This window comes from Bradyrhizobium sp. USDA 4532 (assembly GCF_024171315.1).
In the GTDB taxonomy this organism is placed as follows: Bacteria; Pseudomonadota; Alphaproteobacteria; order Rhizobiales; family Xanthobacteraceae; genus Bradyrhizobium; species Bradyrhizobium australafricanum.
This window is the reverse complement of the sequence record NZ_JALJZN010000001.1, coordinates 7,798,893-7,815,309: the sequence shown is the minus strand read 5'-3', so window position 1 is coordinate 7,815,309 and position 16,417 is coordinate 7,798,893. Positions and strand designations below refer to the sequence as shown.

The 16,417-nt window shown below is 64.8% G+C and carries 12 protein-coding genes; 3 read left to right on the top strand and 9 right to left on the bottom strand.

The annotated features are described in order from the left end of the window. Positions 1 to 4: 4 nt before the first annotated feature. A complete protein-coding gene (locus J2R76_RS36035) occupies positions 5 to 418 on the bottom strand; it encodes a rhodanese-like domain-containing protein (RefSeq protein WP_016847778.1) in 414 nt (137 codons plus the stop codon). A 132-nt stretch (positions 419 to 550) separates the two neighbouring features. Continuing rightward, complete coding sequence (locus tag J2R76_RS36030; RefSeq protein ID WP_016847779.1) at positions 551 to 1,726, bottom strand: VWA domain-containing protein; 1,176 nt, start codon at positions 1,724 to 1,726, stop codon at positions 551 to 553. Positions 1,727 to 2,091: 365 nt separating this feature from the next. Between J2R76_RS36030 and J2R76_RS36025 the strand changes: the two genes are divergently transcribed. Together J2R76_RS36025 and J2R76_RS36020 are read left to right on the top strand one after the other, a co-directional pair. Next, complete coding sequence (locus tag J2R76_RS36025) at positions 2,092 to 2,934, top strand: MoxR family ATPase (RefSeq protein ID WP_016847781.1); 843 nt, start codon at positions 2,092 to 2,094, stop codon at positions 2,932 to 2,934. 90 nt (positions 2,935 to 3,024) lie between these two features. Then, positions 3,025 to 4,527: an NAD(P)/FAD-dependent oxidoreductase gene (locus J2R76_RS36020; RefSeq protein ID WP_057019124.1), complete on the top strand. Its 1,503-nt coding sequence runs from the start codon at positions 3,025 to 3,027 to the stop codon at positions 4,525 to 4,527. Between the two features lie 171 nt (positions 4,528 to 4,698). Here J2R76_RS36020 and J2R76_RS36015 read toward each other — a convergent pair whose 3' ends face one another. The 6 genes from J2R76_RS36015 to J2R76_RS35990 all read right to left on the bottom strand — a co-directional run bounded on the left by J2R76_RS36015 (position 4,699) and on the right by J2R76_RS35990 (position 13,570). Next, positions 4,699 to 6,342, bottom strand: a complete 1,644-nt coding sequence (locus J2R76_RS36015) for a GMC family oxidoreductase (protein ID WP_253625585.1) — start codon at positions 6,340 to 6,342, stop codon at positions 4,699 to 4,701. Positions 6,343 to 6,370: 28 nt separating this feature from the next. Then, entirely contained in the window at positions 6,371 to 6,964 is a 594-nt protein-coding gene (locus J2R76_RS36010) for a GNAT family N-acetyltransferase (protein ID WP_253625584.1), read from the bottom strand. Between the two features lie 146 nt (positions 6,965 to 7,110). Continuing rightward, positions 7,111 to 8,037, bottom strand: a complete 927-nt coding sequence (locus J2R76_RS36005) for an SMP-30/gluconolactonase/LRE family protein (protein WP_057019121.1) — start codon at positions 8,035 to 8,037, stop codon at positions 7,111 to 7,113. Between the two features lie 446 nt (positions 8,038 to 8,483). Beyond that, positions 8,484 to 9,371 carry a 4-(cytidine 5'-diphospho)-2-C-methyl-D-erythritol kinase gene (locus J2R76_RS36000; RefSeq protein WP_057019120.1) on the bottom strand — a complete coding sequence of 296 codons (888 nt, stop codon included), beginning with the start codon at positions 9,369 to 9,371 and terminating at the stop codon, positions 8,484 to 8,486. Between the two features lie 321 nt (positions 9,372 to 9,692). Beyond that, positions 9,693 to 11,477, bottom strand: coding sequence for a tetratricopeptide repeat protein (locus J2R76_RS35995; protein WP_076830325.1), 1,785 nt, complete (start codon positions 11,475 to 11,477; stop codon positions 9,693 to 9,695). 434 nt (positions 11,478 to 11,911) lie between these two features. After that, entirely contained in the window at positions 11,912 to 13,570 is a 1,659-nt protein-coding gene (locus tag J2R76_RS35990) for an electron transfer flavoprotein-ubiquinone oxidoreductase (RefSeq protein WP_253625583.1), read from the bottom strand. Positions 13,571 to 13,755: 185 nt separating this feature from the next. Here J2R76_RS35990 and J2R76_RS35985 point away from each other — a divergent pair, with 185 nt between their 5' ends. Next, positions 13,756 to 14,586, top strand: a complete 831-nt coding sequence (locus J2R76_RS35985) for a uracil-DNA glycosylase family protein (protein WP_375166550.1) — start codon at positions 13,756 to 13,758, stop codon at positions 14,584 to 14,586. A 146-nt stretch (positions 14,587 to 14,732) separates the two neighbouring features. Here J2R76_RS35985 and J2R76_RS35980 read toward each other — a convergent pair whose 3' ends face one another. After that, positions 14,733 to 16,241 carry a glycosyltransferase family 39 protein gene (locus J2R76_RS35980; RefSeq protein WP_253625582.1) on the bottom strand — a complete coding sequence of 503 codons (1,509 nt, stop codon included), beginning with the start codon at positions 16,239 to 16,241 and terminating at the stop codon, positions 14,733 to 14,735. Positions 16,242 to 16,417: the final 176 nt, after the last annotated feature.

The following is a 16,417-nucleotide window of genomic DNA, read 5'->3' as shown; positions in this document are numbered from 1 at the left end:
CTGCCTAGCCCTTCTTCTTCGGCTCCCACGCCTCGATCGGCCCGCCGGCCTCGCGCCAGGCGGCAAAGCCGCCGCCCATATGCGCGACCGGCTTCAGGCCCATGTCCTTTGCGGTCTTGGCGGCGAGCGCCGAGCGCAGGCCGCCGGCGCAGTGGAAGATGAACTTCTTGTCTTCTTGGAAGATCGGCTTGGCATAGGGGCTGTTCGGATCGATCCAGAACTCCAGCATGCCGCGGGTGCAGGAGAACGCGCCGGGGATCTTGCCGTCGCGCTCGATCTCGCGGGGATCGCGGATGTCGACGATGACGACGTCGTTCTTGCCGATCAGCGTGATCGCGTCGGCCGCGCTGATGGTCTCGATCTCGGCATTGGCCTCGTCGATCATCACCTTGATGCCGCGGTGGATGTTCTGGGGCATGGGGCTCTCCCTGGCTTTTCTTGATCGTCATTCTGGGGCGATGCGGCAGCATCGAACCCGGAATGACGATCGAATTTCATCAACTCGAGATTCCGGATCGATCCCATGGACCGTCCGGAATGACGGGATTGGTTACCGCACCAACTCCCGCATCGCGTTCTCCAGACCTTCGATCGTGATCGGATACATGCGTTCGGAGAACAGGCGGCGGATGATGGTGGTCGATTCCGAATAGTCCCAGTGCTTCTGCGCCACCGGATTGAGCCACACCGCGTGCGGATAGGTGCGGATGATTCGATCGAGCCAGACCGAGCCGGCCTCTTCATTGACATGCTCGACCGAGCCGCCGGGAACCATGATCTCGTAAGGCGACATCGAGGCGTCGCCCACGAACACCACCTTGTAGTCGTGCGGATATTTGTGCAGCACGTCCCAGGTCGGCGTGCGATCGGTGAAGCGCCGCTTGTTCTGCTTCCAGACGCCTTCATAGAGGCAGTTGTGGAAGTAGAAATACTCCATGTGCTTGAATTCGCTCTTGGCGGCCGAGAACAGTTCCTCGACCTGCTCGATATGCGAATCCATCGAGCCGCCGATATCGAAGAACACCAGCACCTTGACCGCGTTGCGCCGCTCGGGGCGCATGTGCACGTCGAGATAGCCGTGGTTGGCGGTCTCCTTGATCGTGGTGTCGAGGTCGAGCTCGTCTGGCGCGCCGGTGCGCGCGAACTTGCGCAGCCGCCGCAGCGCCACCTTGATGTTGCGGATGCCGAGCTCGACATTGCCGTCGAGATCCTTGAACTCGCGCTTGTCCCACACCTTCACGGCGCGGTTGTTGCGGTTCTTCTCCTGCCCGATCCGCACGCCCTCGGGATTATAGCCATGGGCGCCGAACGGCGAGGTGCCGGCGGTGCCGATCCACTTGCTGCCGCCCTGGTGGCGGCCCTTCTGTTCCTCGAGCCGCTTCTTCAGGGTCTCCATGAGCTTGTCCCAGCCCATGGCCTCGATCTGCTTCTTCTCTTCCTCGGTGAGATATTTCTCGGCGAGCTTCTTCAGCCACTCCTCGGGGATCTCCGCCTTGCCCATGGCGTCGAGCAGGCTCTCGAGCCCCTTGAACACGGTGCCGAACACGCGGTCGAACTTGTCGAGATTGCGTTCGTCCTTCACCAGCGCGGCGCGCGACAAATAGTAGAAGTTCTCGACCGTCTGCTCGGCGAGATCGGCGTCAAGCGCTTCCATCAAGGTCAGATATTCCCGTAGCGTCACGGGGACCTGGGCGTCGCGCAGCGATGTGAAAAACTGCAGGAACATACCCACCTAGATCGCCCGCTGGGCCGGTGGCGTCAAGGGCCCCCGGCCGTGCTTCATCCCGAGATCAGCCATCCACTTTCACCGGGTTACCTCCGCCGCCGTCGGTCCGTGGCGGCGCCCGCGCCATCGCGGCAAGGTCGCGCCACGCCGGCGATCATTCCGCAGAGCGGAAAGATGATGCATGACATTCCATGCGGAAGCCCACATCGGTACCGCTGCGCTGCGGAATCCGCGCTAGACCGCCCGGCTTTTTCAATTAGAATTGTAGCGGACAAGATATCGGAGAGGACATGCGACCGCTGCGAGAGCGGTCGTTTCGTGTGGGGGCCCGGGCCGCCGACGAACGAAGCAAGGCAAACAGATAGATGAAATTCACGGGTACCAAGGACTACGTCGCCACCGATGACCTCAAGGTCGCCGTCAATGCCGCCATCGTGCTCGAGCGCCCGCTGCTGGTGAAGGGCGAGCCCGGCACCGGCAAGACCGTACTGGCCGAGGAAGTCGCCAAGGCGATCGACGCGCCGCTTTTGACCTGGCACATCAAGTCGACCACCAAGGCGCAGCAGGGCCTCTACGAATACGATGCCGTCTCGCGACTGCGCGACAGCCAGCTCGGCGACGCCCGCGTGTCCGACATCAAGAACTACATCAAGCGCGGCAAGCTGTGGGAGGCCTTCACCAACGAGAAGCGCCCGGTGCTGCTGATCGACGAGATCGACAAGGCCGACATCGAATTCCCCAACGATCTGCTGCTCGAACTCGACCGCATGGAATTCCACGTCTACGAGACCGGCGAGACCATCAAGGCGAAGCTGCGCCCGATCGTGATGATCACGTCGAACAACGAGAAGGAACTGCCGGACGCCTTCCTGCGCCGCTGCTTCTTCCACTACATCAAGTTCCCCGACAACGAGACGATGGGCAAGATCGTCGACGTGCATTTCCCCGGTATCAAGAAGCGCCTGGTGGAAGAGGCGCTGCGGATCTTCTTCGAAGTCCGCGAGGTGCCGGGCCTGAAGAAGAAGCCCTCGACCTCGGAACTGCTCGACTGGCTCAAGCTGCTGTTGAACGAGGACATCACCCCCGAGATGCTGCGCGAGCGCGATCCGCGCAAGCTGATCCCGCCGCTGCATGGCGCGCTGCTCAAGAACGAGCAGGATGTGCATCTGTTCGAGCGGCTCGCTTTCCTCAGCCGCCGCGAAGTCTAGTTCCGATATCGGCAAACGCCGGGGCGATGGCTCCGGCGTTTTGCTTCTGCAGCTCAACAAACAAGCCAACAAGCAAGAAGACCAGGGAAGATGAACGTCCAAACCCAGATCCGGGCCGCCGAGCCCGTCACGACAGAGCACTTCGACGTCCTGATCGCAGGCGCCGGCATCTCCGGCGTCGGCGCCGCCTACCACCTCACCACGCAATGCCCCGGCACCAGCTTCGTGGTGCTGGAGACGCAGAAGACTTTTGGCGGTACCTGGTCCACCCACCGCTATCCCGGCATCCGCTCCGACAGCGACCTGCACACCTTCGGCTATCGCTTCAAGCCGTGGACCAGCGCGCCGATCGCGACCGCGGCCGAGATCCTGAAGTACATGGGCGAGGTGATCGAGGAGAACGACATCGCCCGTCACATCCGCTATCGCCACACCATCACCGCGGCGAAGTGGTCGAACGAAACCAATCTCTGGACCATCGATGCGACGCGCATCGACACCGGCGAGCGGCTGCGCTTCACCACCAACTTCTTCTGGATGTGCCAGGGCTATTATCGCCACGACGCGGGCTATACGCCCGAATGGACCGACATGGCGAAGTTCAAGGGCACCGTCGTGCATCCGCAGACCTGGCCCGACGACCTCGACTACAAGGGCAAGCGCGTGGTCGTGATCGGCTCCGGCGCCACCGCCGCGACCCTGATCCCGGCGATGGCCAAGGACGCCGGCCATGTCACCATGCTGCAGCGTTCGCCGACCTATTTCCGCACCGGCCGCAACGCCATCGAGATCGCCGAGGAGCTGCGCAGGCTGCAGGTCGACGAGCACTGGATCCACGAGATCACCCGCCGCAAGATACTGTTCGAGCAGGACGCCTTCACCAGGCGGACCTTCGCCGAGCCCGAGGGCGCCAAGAAGGACCTGCTGGCGGCGGTCGAAGCCGTCCTCGGCAAGGACTACGACATTGCCACCCACTTCACGCCGAGCTACCGGCCGTGGCGGCAGCGCATCGCCTTCGTGCCGGATGCCGACCTGTTCCACGCCATCAAGGGCGGCAAGGCGTCGGTCGTCACCGACGAGATCGACCGCTTCACCGAGACGGGCATCCTGCTCAAGTCCGGCAAGCAGCTCGAGGCCGACATCATTATCACCGCGACCGGCTTCCACCTCTCCGCCAACGGCGGCATCGACTTCGAGATCGACGGCAAGCCGCTCGACTTCGCCGATACCGTGACCTATCGCGGCATGATGTTCACCGGCGTGCCGAACCTCGTCTGGGTGTTCGGCTATTTCCGCGCCAGCTGGACCTTGCGCGTCGATCTGGTCGGCGACTTCGTCTGCCGCCTGCTGCAGCACATGAAGGCGACCGGCGCGAACAAGGTGACGCCGGAACTGCGCCCCGAAGACCACAACATGCCGCTGCTGCCGTGGATCGATCCGGAGAACTTCAACCCCGGCTACATGATGCGCGGCATGCACCTCTTGCCGAAGCGCGGCGACAAGCCGGAGTGGCAGCACAACCAGGATTACTGGGCCGAGAAGGACGAATTCCCGGCGATCGACCTCAAGGACAAGGCGTTCGTCTACGGCTGAGCTCCTGATATTAGTCCCGTCATCCTGAGGAGCGCGTAGCGCGTCTCGAAGGATGCACGGCCCCACTCGGGCCGTCGTGCTTCGAGACGGCCGCTTCGCGGCCTCATCAGCATGACGGTGTTAGACACAGCGCGCTGATCAAAAAGCAACGTCGCGTACGCCTCTATTCCGTCACGCATACTCCGGCAGCTTCGCAGCCGCCTCGGGTGCCTTGCCGCGGATCATGTCGGAGGCCTTGTCGGCGATCATCAAGGTCGAGGCGTTGAGATTGGCTGAGATCATCCGCGGCATGATCGAGGCGTCGATCACGCGCAGGCCCTCCATGCCATGGACCCGAAGCTGGTCGTCGACCACCGCCCACGGCGCGTCCGCCGGTCCCATCCGGCAGGTGCAGCCGGGATGGAAGGTGGTGGTGCCGCGCTCGGTCGCGGCCGCGAGCAGTTCGTCGTCGCTCGTGACCTTCGGGCCCGGAAAGTCCTCATAGGCGTAATACGGACTGAGCGGCTCGGAGGCGAGCAGCCGGCGCGCCAGCTTCATGCCGGCGACGACGACGCGGCGGTCGATCTCCTCGGCGAGGTAGTTGGTCTGGATGATCGGCGGCGCGAAAGGATCGGCGGAGCGGATCCGGACATAGCCGCGGCTCTCCGGCCGCTGCTGCCATGACGCCACCGTCATGCCGGGCTCGTCCTCGAGCTGGCCCTGCACGCCTTCCTTGTAGCTCGCCGGCGTGAAGGTGAGCTGCAGATCGGAGCTCTCGGTGGTCTCGCCGGAATGCCAGAAGCAGTAGACCATGGTAGGCGACAGCGACAGCAGGCCGCGCCGCGTCGTCGCCCATTTGATCGCCTCGCCCCACAGGCTGAAGCCGCGGCGAAGCTCGTTGATGGTCCTGATGTTCTTGACCCGCGCCACCGAGCGCGGCGCGTAATGATCCTGCAAACCTTCGCCGACGCCCGGCAGCGCGTGGCGCACCTCGATGCCGTGCGCCTGCAACAGCTCGGGCGCGCCGACGCCGGAGAGCTGCAACAGCTGCGGCGAGTTGTAGGCGCCGCCGGAGAGGATGACCTCCTTGGTGGCGCGGATCTCCAGGGGATCGCCGTGCTTGCCGCCGCGGTTGTAGCGCACGCCGACCGCGCGCTTGCCCTCGAAGATGATGCCGGTGACATGCGCATGCGTGCGCACATCGACATTGGGCCGCCGCCGCGCCGGATGCAGGAACGCGGTCGCGGCGCTGACCCGGCGGCCGTTTAGGATGGTGCGCTGGCAGTACGACACGCCTTCCTGTATCTGGCCGTTGTAATCAGGATTGCGCGGAATGCCGAGGCTGACCGCGCCTGCCATGAAGGCCTCGCAGAGTGGATCCTGCCAGTCCATGGTGGTGACGGTGAGGTTGCCGTCGCGGCCGCGGTAGGTGTCGTCGCCCTCGCCGATCCGCCTCTCCATGCGCCGGAAATAGGGCAGCACGTCAGGATAGCCCCAGCCGCGATTGCCGAGCTGCGCCCAGGTGTCGAAATCCTGGCGCTGGCCGCGATTATAAATGTGGCCGTTGATCGAGGACGAGCCGCCGAGCGTCTTGCCGCGCGGCGCATAGATGCTGCGCCCGCCGGTGTAGGGACCCACCTCCTGCTGATAGGCCCAGTTCACGCTCTTCATATGGAAGGTCTTGATGAAGCCGGCCGGCAGATGGATGTAGGGATGCCAGTCGCTCGGCCCCGCCTCGAGCACGCACACCTTGGTGCCTGCGTCTTCACTCAAGCGGTTGGTCAGCACGCTCCCGGCGGAGCCTGCGCCGATGATCACATAATCGAACGTTTCCATCGTCTCGTTTCTGGCGCCGACTATCGTGTCAGCGCGGCTTTTCGTTGAGTTGATAGGTCAGATGCGCCTTCACCGTCGGCCATTCGCTGGCGATGATGCTGTAAACCACGGTGTCGCGCAACGTGCCGTTGGGCGCGATCTGATGGCTGCGCAGAATGCCGTCCTGCTTCGCACCCAGCCGCTCGATGCCACGCCGGCTCTGGTGATTGAAGAAATGCGTGCGGAACTCGACCGCGATGCAATCAAGCTTCTCGAAGGCATGGGTCAGCAGTAGCAGTTTGCACTGCGTATTGACCGCGCTGCGCTGCACACGCTTGGCGTACCAGGTCGAGCCGATCTCAACGCGACGGTTCGACGTGTCGACGTTCATGTAGGTCGTCATGCCGGAAATCTTGCCGTCGGCGTCGAACACCGTGAACGGCAGCATCGATCCGGCCTTTTGCAGGCCGAGCCGGCGGTCGATCTCCTTGGCCATGTTCTCCGGCTGCGGGATCGCGGTGTACCAGAGCTTTGACAGCTCGCCGTCCTTCACCGCCTCGACCAGCCCGTCGCGATGATCGTGGGACAACGGCTCCAGCCGCGCATGCGCGCCGCGAAGGGTGACCGGTTCAAGCCAGGGCATTCGAGATCTCTCCATCTTTGTCATTCCGGTTCGATGCGCAGCATCGAACCTCAGATGCGCAATTGCGCATCGGGGAATCTCGAGATTCCGGGTCTGGCGCTTCGCACCATCCCGGAATGACGATTGCGCTTCGCGAACCGCAATCGTCATCTATTCAGAAAATTCAGCGGCAATCCCGGCCGCGGCCAGTCCATCGCGATCAGCTCGCCCTTGCCCGACAGCGTGATGTAGGCGGTCTTCAGCTCGGGGCCGCCGAAGGCGATGTTGGTGGTGACGCGGTCGCCAGTCGGCACCTGCTCGACCACGGTGCCGTCGGGCGCGATCACCGAGATGCAGCCCGACACCAGCGTCGCGACGCAGACATTGCCCGATGCCTCGACCGCGAGCGAGTCGAACATCTGGTAGCCGCCGAGGCCGGCGATCGGCTTGCCGCGCTCGCCGCGATAGATCACGTCGCGCGGCTTGACGGTGCCGGGCTCGGAAACTTCATACGCCCACAGCCGCGCGGTCGGCGTCTCCGCGATGTAGACGGTCTTCTCGTCCGGCGACAGGCCGATGCCGTTGGCTGGCAGGATGCCGTGCACGGCCTCGACGATCTCGTTCATGCCGGGCTTCAGATAATAGAACGCGCCGACATCCATGTCGCGGGCGCGGCGCTTGCCGAGGTCGGAGAACCACAGGCCACCCTGCCTGTCGAACACCAGGTCATTCGGCCCGCGCAGCGCGTGCTCGCCGCATTTCGTCACCACGGTCTCGACCTTGCCGGATTGCAGATCGACGCGCTGGATCGAGCCGCCGAGATAATCCTCGGGCTGCGGCCCCGGCATGATCATGTTGCGGGTCGGAATCCAGGAGAAGCCGCCATTGTTGCAGATGTACATCTTGCCGTCGGGACCGAGCGCCGCGCCGTTCGGGCCGCCCGGCACCTTGGCGACGATCTCCTTGCGCCCGTCGGGATAGACCCGCGTCAGCCGCTGGCCGCGGATTTCGACCAGCACGACCGAACCGTCGGGCATGACGACGGGACCTTCGGGAAACTCCAGATCGGTGGCGAGAACTCGGATATTGGCCATGGCATCCTCCCGGCTCTTTGGCTGCAGGCGGATTCCGAACGGTCCCGCACGCGCAACGTTGTTGTTTCATCCTGTTATGGCAAACGGGGTTTGGCTTGCCAAGCAATGGCCCCGCAAGGCTGCCCGGCGTTGGGGCGGGATGGGCGCGCCGCAAATGCCCCTGTCGTCCCTGCCTAGTGCGCAATTGCGCACTAGGCAGGGACGACACCGAATAGGTGGCACGGTCAGTGAGTCAAACTTCCGCGTTCTCGCGACACTGTCCGAGCTTCGCGATTCGGATAAAGCGAAATATTTTCGCGCGCGAGGATTGACAGGTTTTGCTGAGTTGCCCGTCGGGTTGTTTTGTCGCACCCCTCTCCGTCGTCATTCCCCAGTGCGCAATTGCGCGCCTGAGGGCGCGCCTCCTGGCGCGAGCCTCGGAATGACGGAGAGAGAATGGGCGCGCACTAGCTCAGCGTGCCCGCATGCACCCACCAGCCGGGGTGACCGGCGCGGAGTTGTTCGCCGGCCGCCTCGGCGTCGGCGTCGGTTCCGAACACGGCAAAGCAGGTCGCGCCCGAGCCCGACATGCGCACCAGACGAACGCCCCGGGTCTCACGCAGCGCGGACAGCACGTCACTGATGACGGGCTGGATGCGCGCCGCGGGGGCTTCGAGATCGTTGGTGCCGCGCTCCAGCGCCGCGATCCAATCGTCGATCGCGCGCCCGGCTTCCGGCCATGACGGCGCCTGCATCACGACGTCGGTGGCGCCGATCAGGAGCTCGCCATTGCGCAGGCCGAGCGCATTGAAGACGTCCCTGGTCGCAACCGGCACGCGCGGATTGACCAGCACGCACGGCATTTTCGGCAGGTCGAGCGGCAGCAGGCCTTCGCCGACGCCGGTCATGTCGCAGGCCCGCGAGGCGACGCACACCGGCACGTCGGCGCCGGTCTGCAGCGCGACCTCCATGATCCGGCTATCGTCGAGCGAGAGCTCATTGAGCCGCGCCAACAGCCGCAGCGCCGCCGCGGCGTCCGCCGAGCCGCCGCCGATGCCGGCCGCAACCGGCAGCACCTTCTCCAGCGTGAAGTGGCCGACCTCGAGGTCCGCGACGCGCTCGCCGAGCAGCCGCGCGGCCTTCAGCACCAGATTGTCAGAGGTGTCGCCGCAGGCATCGGCCAGCGGCCCCGCCATCGAAAGCGACAGCTCGGGTCCCGGCTCGAGCATCAGGCGATCGGCGCAATCGGCAAACGCGACGACGCTCTCCAAGTCGTGAAACCCGTCGACGCGCCGCCCGACAACCTTCAGCGTCAGGTTGACCTTGGCACGCCCTTCTTCAATCAGCGCCGGCACGGCGATAAACCCCTAAAAAACAAACATCGTGATGCGATTAGCGTAAATCGCCGTACGATCCTATCCCTTTGTTTGGATGGAAATTCCGCCATGACTCGTCATGCCCGGGCATAGCCGTCTGAAGGACGGCGTCGCTTCCGCTCGCCTATGACCCGGGCATCTATCAACCAAGAACGAATTTCTCGAAGGGATGGATGGCCGGGTCAAGCCCGGCCATGACGGGCAAACGTCAATGCCCGGGACATCTTGCGCGAAGATGCGCTTCGCGCTTTTGCCCGGGCATCACGGTATTTTATGAAGATGCAGCGCGACGACCGCCGCTCAGCCACCCTTGCCGTCGTCGTCCTTCTTCTTCTCGGCAGCGGCGGCGTTGGAGGTGTCATCCGGCAGGCCGTTGTCGATCTTGGCCTGGATCTTCGGCAGCTCTTCCGGCTCGGGCTTGAGGTCGCGGGCATGCGCCCACTGGAACTTGGCTTCCAGGGTGCGGCCGACGCGCCAGTAAGCGTCGCCGAGATGGTCGTTGATGGTCGGATCTTCCGGCTTCAGATCGATCGCGCGCTCGAGGTTCTTCACCGCCTCCTCGTAATTGCCGATCCGGTAATAGGCCCAGCCGAGCGAGTCCACGATGTAGCCGTCGTCGGGGCGCTGATCGACGGCACGCTTGATCATCTTCATGCCTTCGTCGAGGTTGATGCCCTGGTCGATCCAGGAATAACCGAGATAGTTCAGCACATGCGGCTGCTCGGGCTGCAGCTCGAGCGCCTTGCGCATGTCGGCCTCGGCCTTGTTCCACTGCTTGGAGCGCTCCTCGCAGATGCCTCGATAGTAATAGGTGACCCAGGCGTTCTTGTCGCCGCCGGCCGGCAGTGCGTCGATCGCCTGCGAATAGGTGGTGGCGCAGTCGGCGAACTTCTTGCGGCCGCGCTCGATATTGCCGAGCGCCAGGATCGCCTCGATGTCCTTCGGCTGATCCGATGTGACTTCCTTGAGGATCTTGATCGCCTCGTCGCTGCGGTCGGCGGCATCGAGATTGGTCGCGAGCTGGATCTGCGCGTTGCGCTTCAGCGGCGAGGACGCCGGCATCCGCTCATAGACCTTGATCGCCATCTGCGGCTTCTTCACCGATTCATAGAGATCGGCGAGCGACAGCAGCGCCAGCGGATGGTTGGGCTGCAGATAGAGCGCGAGTTGCAGATAGACCAGCGCGAGGTCCTCGCCGCCGCGGCGGGTCAGCGTCGCGCCGATGCCGTACAGCGCCTCGGCCGCGCCGGCCTGCGGTGACTCGACCAGCGGCGGCAGCTTCTTGCCGGCCTTGGTCTCCTTGATGCCTTCCAGCACCAGCGGGTGACGCGGCAGCTTCTTGTCGAAGGCCTCGTACATCGCGGTCGCGGCGGCCGCGTCCTTGTTGCGCGAGGTCCAGCGCGCATATTCGTCGACCGTGCGCAGCATCGAATCGTCGAGCTTGTAGACGCGCTCGAAGCGGGCGCCGGCATCCTTCTCCTTGCCGGACAGCTCGTAGATCATGCCGGCATGCAGGTCCTTGAAGATCGGATACCACTCGGGGCCGGTCAGCTTGTCGATCGAGGCGACCGCGGCCTTGCTGTCGCCGGCGCCATAGGCGGCCCAGGCCGACAGCAGCGTCGCGACGAGATCGGTGATCGGGCCGCGCACCGACTGGTTGATGTTGGACTGCGCGGCGGCATATTTCTTCAGCTTGAGATCGCGCACGCCGACGACGAGGCGCGCAACGCGGTTGGCCTTGTCCTGGGTGAGGATGCGGTCGGCGAGCTTGACCGCCTCCTCGATATCGCCGTCGGCGAGCGAGGAGATGAAGGCGCGGTCGAGCAGCTCGGAATTCTTCGGGTCGGTGCGCAGCGCCGAGCGGTAGAACGTCGCGGCCGAGGTCGCATCGCGCTCGACGCTGGCGTGGCGGGCGGCGAGATAGCTGCCGGCGGTGGTCAGCGACTTCAGGTCGTTCTTGGACGGGAATTGCGCGGCATTGTCGGTCGGATGGTCCGGCGTTTGCGCTGCAAGCTGCGCAGGCACGGCAAGCGCTGCGGCAGCGAGAACGGCAATCGTCAGGCGGTGGAATCGGGTGGACAGCATCACGGTCGCCTTGCTCCAGGGATTTACGCCAAGATGGATTTTACGGCCAAGATCTTGCGATCAGTCTCAAAATGCGAACCCAAGCGGCGGCATCACGGCGGGGGACAATGCCGCTTTTGGCGCTTATCCGCAAGGATCGCCCAAAGGCAACCCATGACGAATCAATTGGCAGATTAGGCCTTTAGGCCCGCCGATCCAGCTAGCCTCCGCAAGACGCTTCCACTATGGCGGTATCGTGACCGGGCCGGGCATATTCGCGCGCGGACGCAAAAAGGCGCGAGATAAGGGTGCCACGGCCCCCCTTTTCGCGCCTTCTGTTGTAACCGGGGGTGCAATCCGGCCGCTCCACGCGCGGAGAGGCCAAGCGGAGGTTGCGGCAACTCGCGCAGCCGCCTCACGCAAATGTGGTCGGCCGCCTCGAGCTCACCCTGGCCTCACATTGCCTCGTAGTTCGGACCGCCGCCGCCCTCCGGCGGAACCCAGGTGATGTTGCCGTTGGGGTCCTTCACGTCGCAGGTTTTGCAGTGGACGCAGTTCTGGGCGTTGATCTGGAAGCGCGGACCCGTCGATTCCTCGACCCATTCATAAACGCCGGCCGGGCAATAGCGGTTGGACGGACCGGCGAACACGTCGTGTTCCGAGGTCTTCTGCAGATTGAGGTCGGCGACCTTGAGATGGACCGGCTGGTCCTCCTCATGGTTGGTGTTGGACAGGAACACCGACGACAGCTTGTCGAACGAGATCTTGCCGTCCGGCTTCGGATAGGCGATCGGCTGGTGCTGCTTGGACGGATCGAGCGTCTTGCGGTCCGGCTTGGCGTGCGACTGGGTGCCGAACAGCGAGAAGCCGAGCGTGTTGCACCACATGTCGAAGCCGGAGAGCGCCATGCCGAGCAGGTTGCCGAACTTCGACAGCAAGGGCTTGGCATTGCGGACTTTGAACAGGTCCTTGCCGATCGCCGACGAGCGCCAGGCGTTCTCGTATTCGACGAGCTCGTCATTGGCGCGGCCGGCGCCGAGCGCGGCCGCGACATGCTCGGCGGCGAGCATGCCGGAGCCCATCGCATTGTGGACGCCCTTGATGCGCGGCACGTTGACGAAGCCCGCCGCGCAGCCGATCAGCGCGCCGCCCGGGAACGAGAGCCGGGGCACCGACTGGTAGCCGCCCTCGGTGATGGCGCGCGCGCCATAGGCGAGCCGCTTGCCGCCCTCGAACAGCTCGCGGACATCGGGATGGGTCTTGAAGCGCTGGAATTCGTCGAACGGCGACAGATAGGGATCGTTGTAGTTCAGATGCACGACGAAGCCGACCGCGACGCGGTTGTCGTCGTAATGATAGAGGAACGAGCCGCCGCCGGTCCTGTCGTTCAGCGGCCAGCCGAGCGTGTGCTGCACCCGACCCTTCTTGTGCTTCGCAGGGTCGATCTGCCAGACCTCCTTGAGGCCGATGCCGAACTTCGGCGGCTCGGAGTTGGCATCGAGATTGAACTTCGCGATCAGCTGCTTGGACAGCGAGCCGCGTGCGCCTTCGGCGAACAGCGTATATTTGCCGAGCAGCTCCATGCCGCGGGTGTAGGAATCCTTGTGGCTGCCGTCCCTGGCAATGCCCATGTCGCCGGTGGCGATGCCGCGCACCGCGCCCTTGTCGTCATAAAGCACTTCGGCCGCGGCAAAGCCCGGATAGATCTCGACGCCGAGCGCTTCCGCCTTCGGTGCCAGCCAGCGGCAGACATTGCCGAGCGAGCCGATGTAGCAGTGATGATTGTTCATCAGCGGCGGCATGATGAAGTTCGGCAGGCGGAACCAGCCTTGCGACGTCGTCCAGTAGAAGCGGTCGTCCTTGACCTGCGTCTTCAGCGGACAATCGGCGTCGTCGCGCCAATCGGGCACGAGCTTGTCGAGCCCGGCCGGATCGATCACCGCACCCGAGAGGATGTGCGCGCCGACCTCGGAGCCCTTCTCCACCACGACGATCGAGAGCTCCGGATTGAGCTGCTTCAGCCGGATCGCGGCCGACAGGCCCGACGGGCCGGCGCCGACGATGACGACGTCGAATTCCATAGACTCGCGCGGAGGAAGGTCTTCAGCATTCATGATCTTTGATCTCAGCCCATTGAGAACGCTTCTAAGCTTTTCACGGGTCGTTGTTTCCGATTTTTGGCGGAAGGACAACCATGGAATTGCGCTTCCATGGGTTTGCACGGCCCGGGTACCGCAAGAGAATAATCTTTTCCGAAAACCGCCCTCCACTTTTCTGGTCGATGCTCTAGATTGCGCCCATGATGGCCCTGCCGCCCGAGCCCACCCCTACACTGCAGCAATTGCTGGCCTTTTACCTTGAGGCCGGGGTCGATTGCGCGCTTGGCGATGCGCCGATCAACCGGCTCGAGGAGCCGGAGCCAGTTCCCGCCCCAGCCGCGCCGCGCCCATCAGTTGCACCCAATCCGCTGCGTCCGCCGCCGATGCCGTCAGTTCCGCGCAGCGAAATCACCGTGGCGCCGGATGCCGCGATCGCTTCCGCGCGCGAGGCTGCGCGGACTGCGCCGACGCTTGCAGCCCTGCGCACGCTGATGGAGAATTTCGACGGCTGCGCGTTGAAGCACACCGCGACCAGGCTGGTGTTCGCCGACGGTAACCCGCAGGCGCGCGTGATGTTCGTCGGCGAGGCACCGGGCCGCGACGAGGACATCGAGGGCCTGCCGTTCGTCGGCCGCTCCGGCAAGCTGCTCGACCGCATGATCGCGGCGATCGGGCTCGACCGCAGCAAAGCCTATATCGCCAACGTGATCCCGTGGCGGCCGCCCGGCAACCGCACGCCGACGCCGCAGGAGACGCAGGTGTGCCTGCCCTTCATCCAGCGCCATATCGAACTCGTGAATCCCGACGTGCTGGTGACGCTCGGCAATCCCTCGACGCAGGCGCTGCTCGGCACGCGCGAGGGCATCATGCGCACGCGCGGCAAATGGATCGACTACGACACCGGCACCCGCACGATCCGCGCCGTCGCCACCTTCCATCCCGCCTATCTGCTGCGCTCGCCGTCGTACAAGCGGCTGTCGTGGCAGGATCTGCGCGCGATCGCGAAGGTGTTGCAGGTGGCGAGCGCGTAGCTTCGTAGCCCGGATGGAGCCAACGGGTCGCGCGGACGCGCGCCCGATGACAGGCTCCGCGCAATCCGGGTGGATCAGGTGGCGTAAAAGAGCGGCCCCGGATTTCGCTCCGCTTCATCCGGGCTACGGCTCCACGTCACGTCAAATCACGTCCCTTTCGGCCGCACGATCGCCCAGCCGATCCGCAGCACCGGCTGCCGTCCGTTGACCAGCCGGTCGAACGAACGCGGCACTTCCGGCACGAGGCCGGGGAAGCGCTGCGCGATGTCGGGCGGCGGCGTGCCGGCGGTGTCCTGTGCGCGCCACACCACGACGCCGCCGGTCTCGTTGAATTTTGCGACCGACAGCCACGGCGTCCGCTGCGGCGTGGCGTCGAGCAAGAGATGCGGGCGCCGGCGGTTCATCGCAATCAGACTGGCAAGTTCGGGATCGCCGGCCACCGCGCGCAGGCGCTGGTTGGTGCGGCGCTCATAGCTGTCATCGAAGAAGCGGCCCATCGCGGCTGCCGGCAGCGAGGTGGACGCCTCGGTGGTGCTGGTCCAGGGCAGGAACAGCGCCGCCGCCAGCGCCAGCGCTGCAGGCGCCGCGACCGCCAGGGCCCAGACCGAACGCAGCAGCCGCTGCCGCCTCAGCGGGATCAGGTCGCCGGTCGCGACCACGACGGCAAGCCCGGACATCAACAGCGCCACTCCGGCGCCGCCGAAGGCGCGATCGAGATTGAACAGCCCGGAGACGAAGCTGCTCGCGATCGCCGGCGCGAACGCGAAGAAATACACGAATTGCCGCGCCAGCGGACTGACCGGCGGGCGGTTGATGATCGGGGCATCCTCGGTCTTGCCGGCGAACCAGCGCGAATTGAGGATCGCCAGCAGCGCGATCGCGGCGGTCGCCACGATCAGCCCGCCGAGCACCACGCCCCAGCGCAGCGCGTGCGCCTTGAGATCGGCGAGTGCCGGCAAGGCCGGCAGCGCCAGGACGTCGGCGCGGAGCATCCAGATCAGGTAGGGCAGCGCCAGCACGATGATGACGAGCAGCGCGTAGATCGGATCGACCGATTTGAGCATGCGCCGCCCGCGCTCGGTTGCGAGCGCAAAGCCGGTCACGAGCAGGATCATGCCGATCGCCGCCGGCGTCGTCAGCAGCAGGAGGCCGCAATCGATCGACCAGGCGAACCAGGCGCTGCGCCGGTTCTGCCCGATCAGTTGCCAGGAATGCAGCAACAGCAGCGCCCAGAGCGGGCGCGCCAGGATCAGCGGACCGAACTCGACGCTTGGCGAGGAGAACACCACGACCGTCATCGACAGCAGCACTGCCAGCACGCCCTGCGGGCCACCGACGATGGAGCTCGCCAAGGCGTAGAAGCCGATGAAGGTGACGATCTCGCAGACCTGCGCCAGAAGATAGACGCCGAACACGTGATTCCCGACGGCGCGGAAGGCGATGTCGGCGAGCCAGAACGCGAGCGGCGGCCCCATGTCGGTGCCGACCTGATATTCGCGGCCGAAGGCGAGGATGGTGGCGAGGTTGCCGGGCGGACTGCCGTAGAAGATGGCCGGCAGGAACAGCCAGATCGCGGCCTGCGCCAGCACCACGATCCAGACCACGAGGCGCGGCCGGGCGCGGATCAGTTCGACAACCAGGGAGGTAAACCGCATGAAACGCCTGAAATGCCCCAGCCACCCGTATCAAGCGGCGCCATCTGATCCCGAGGTTTTTTGATAAACGGCGGCGGCGATGAAGGCAACCGGGCTGGATGTGTCCACGGTGCAAAGTCAAACATCGCTGTCATGCCCCGCGAAGGCGGTCATCCAGTACGCCGCGGCGGCCAGGC

What these genes read in the sequence shown, in the direction of transcription:
- J2R76_RS35985 (WP_375166550.1), top strand. Translation starts at nt 13,756, where the DNA reads ATGATGGCCCTGCCGCCCGAGCCCACCCCTACACTGCAGCAATTGCTG.
- J2R76_RS36035 (WP_016847778.1), bottom strand. Translation starts at nt 418, where the DNA reads ATGCCCCAGAACATCCACCGCGGCATCAAGGTGATGATCGACGAGGCC.
- J2R76_RS36010 (WP_253625584.1), bottom strand. Translation starts at nt 6,964, where the DNA reads ATGCCCTGGCTTGAACCGGTCACCCTTCGCGGCGCGCATGCGCGGCTG.
- J2R76_RS35980 (WP_253625582.1), bottom strand. Translation starts at nt 16,241, where the DNA reads ATGCGGTTTACCTCCCTGGTTGTCGAACTGATCCGCGCCCGGCCGCGC.
- J2R76_RS35995 (WP_076830325.1), bottom strand. Translation starts at nt 11,477, where the DNA reads ATGCTGTCCACCCGATTCCACCGCCTGACGATTGCCGTTCTCGCTGCC.
- J2R76_RS36015 (WP_253625585.1), bottom strand. Translation starts at nt 6,342, where the DNA reads ATGGAAACGTTCGATTATGTGATCATCGGCGCAGGCTCCGCCGGGAGC.
- J2R76_RS35990 (WP_253625583.1), bottom strand. Translation starts at nt 13,570, where the DNA reads ATGAATGCTGAAGACCTTCCTCCGCGCGAGTCTATGGAATTCGACGTC.
- J2R76_RS36025 (WP_016847781.1), top strand. Translation starts at nt 2,092, where the DNA reads ATGAAATTCACGGGTACCAAGGACTACGTCGCCACCGATGACCTCAAG.
- J2R76_RS36005 (WP_057019121.1), bottom strand. Translation starts at nt 8,037, where the DNA reads ATGGCCAATATCCGAGTTCTCGCCACCGATCTGGAGTTTCCCGAAGGT.
- J2R76_RS36030 (WP_016847779.1), bottom strand. Translation starts at nt 1,726, where the DNA reads ATGTTCCTGCAGTTTTTCACATCGCTGCGCGACGCCCAGGTCCCCGTG.
- J2R76_RS36020 (WP_057019124.1), top strand. Translation starts at nt 3,025, where the DNA reads ATGAACGTCCAAACCCAGATCCGGGCCGCCGAGCCCGTCACGACAGAG.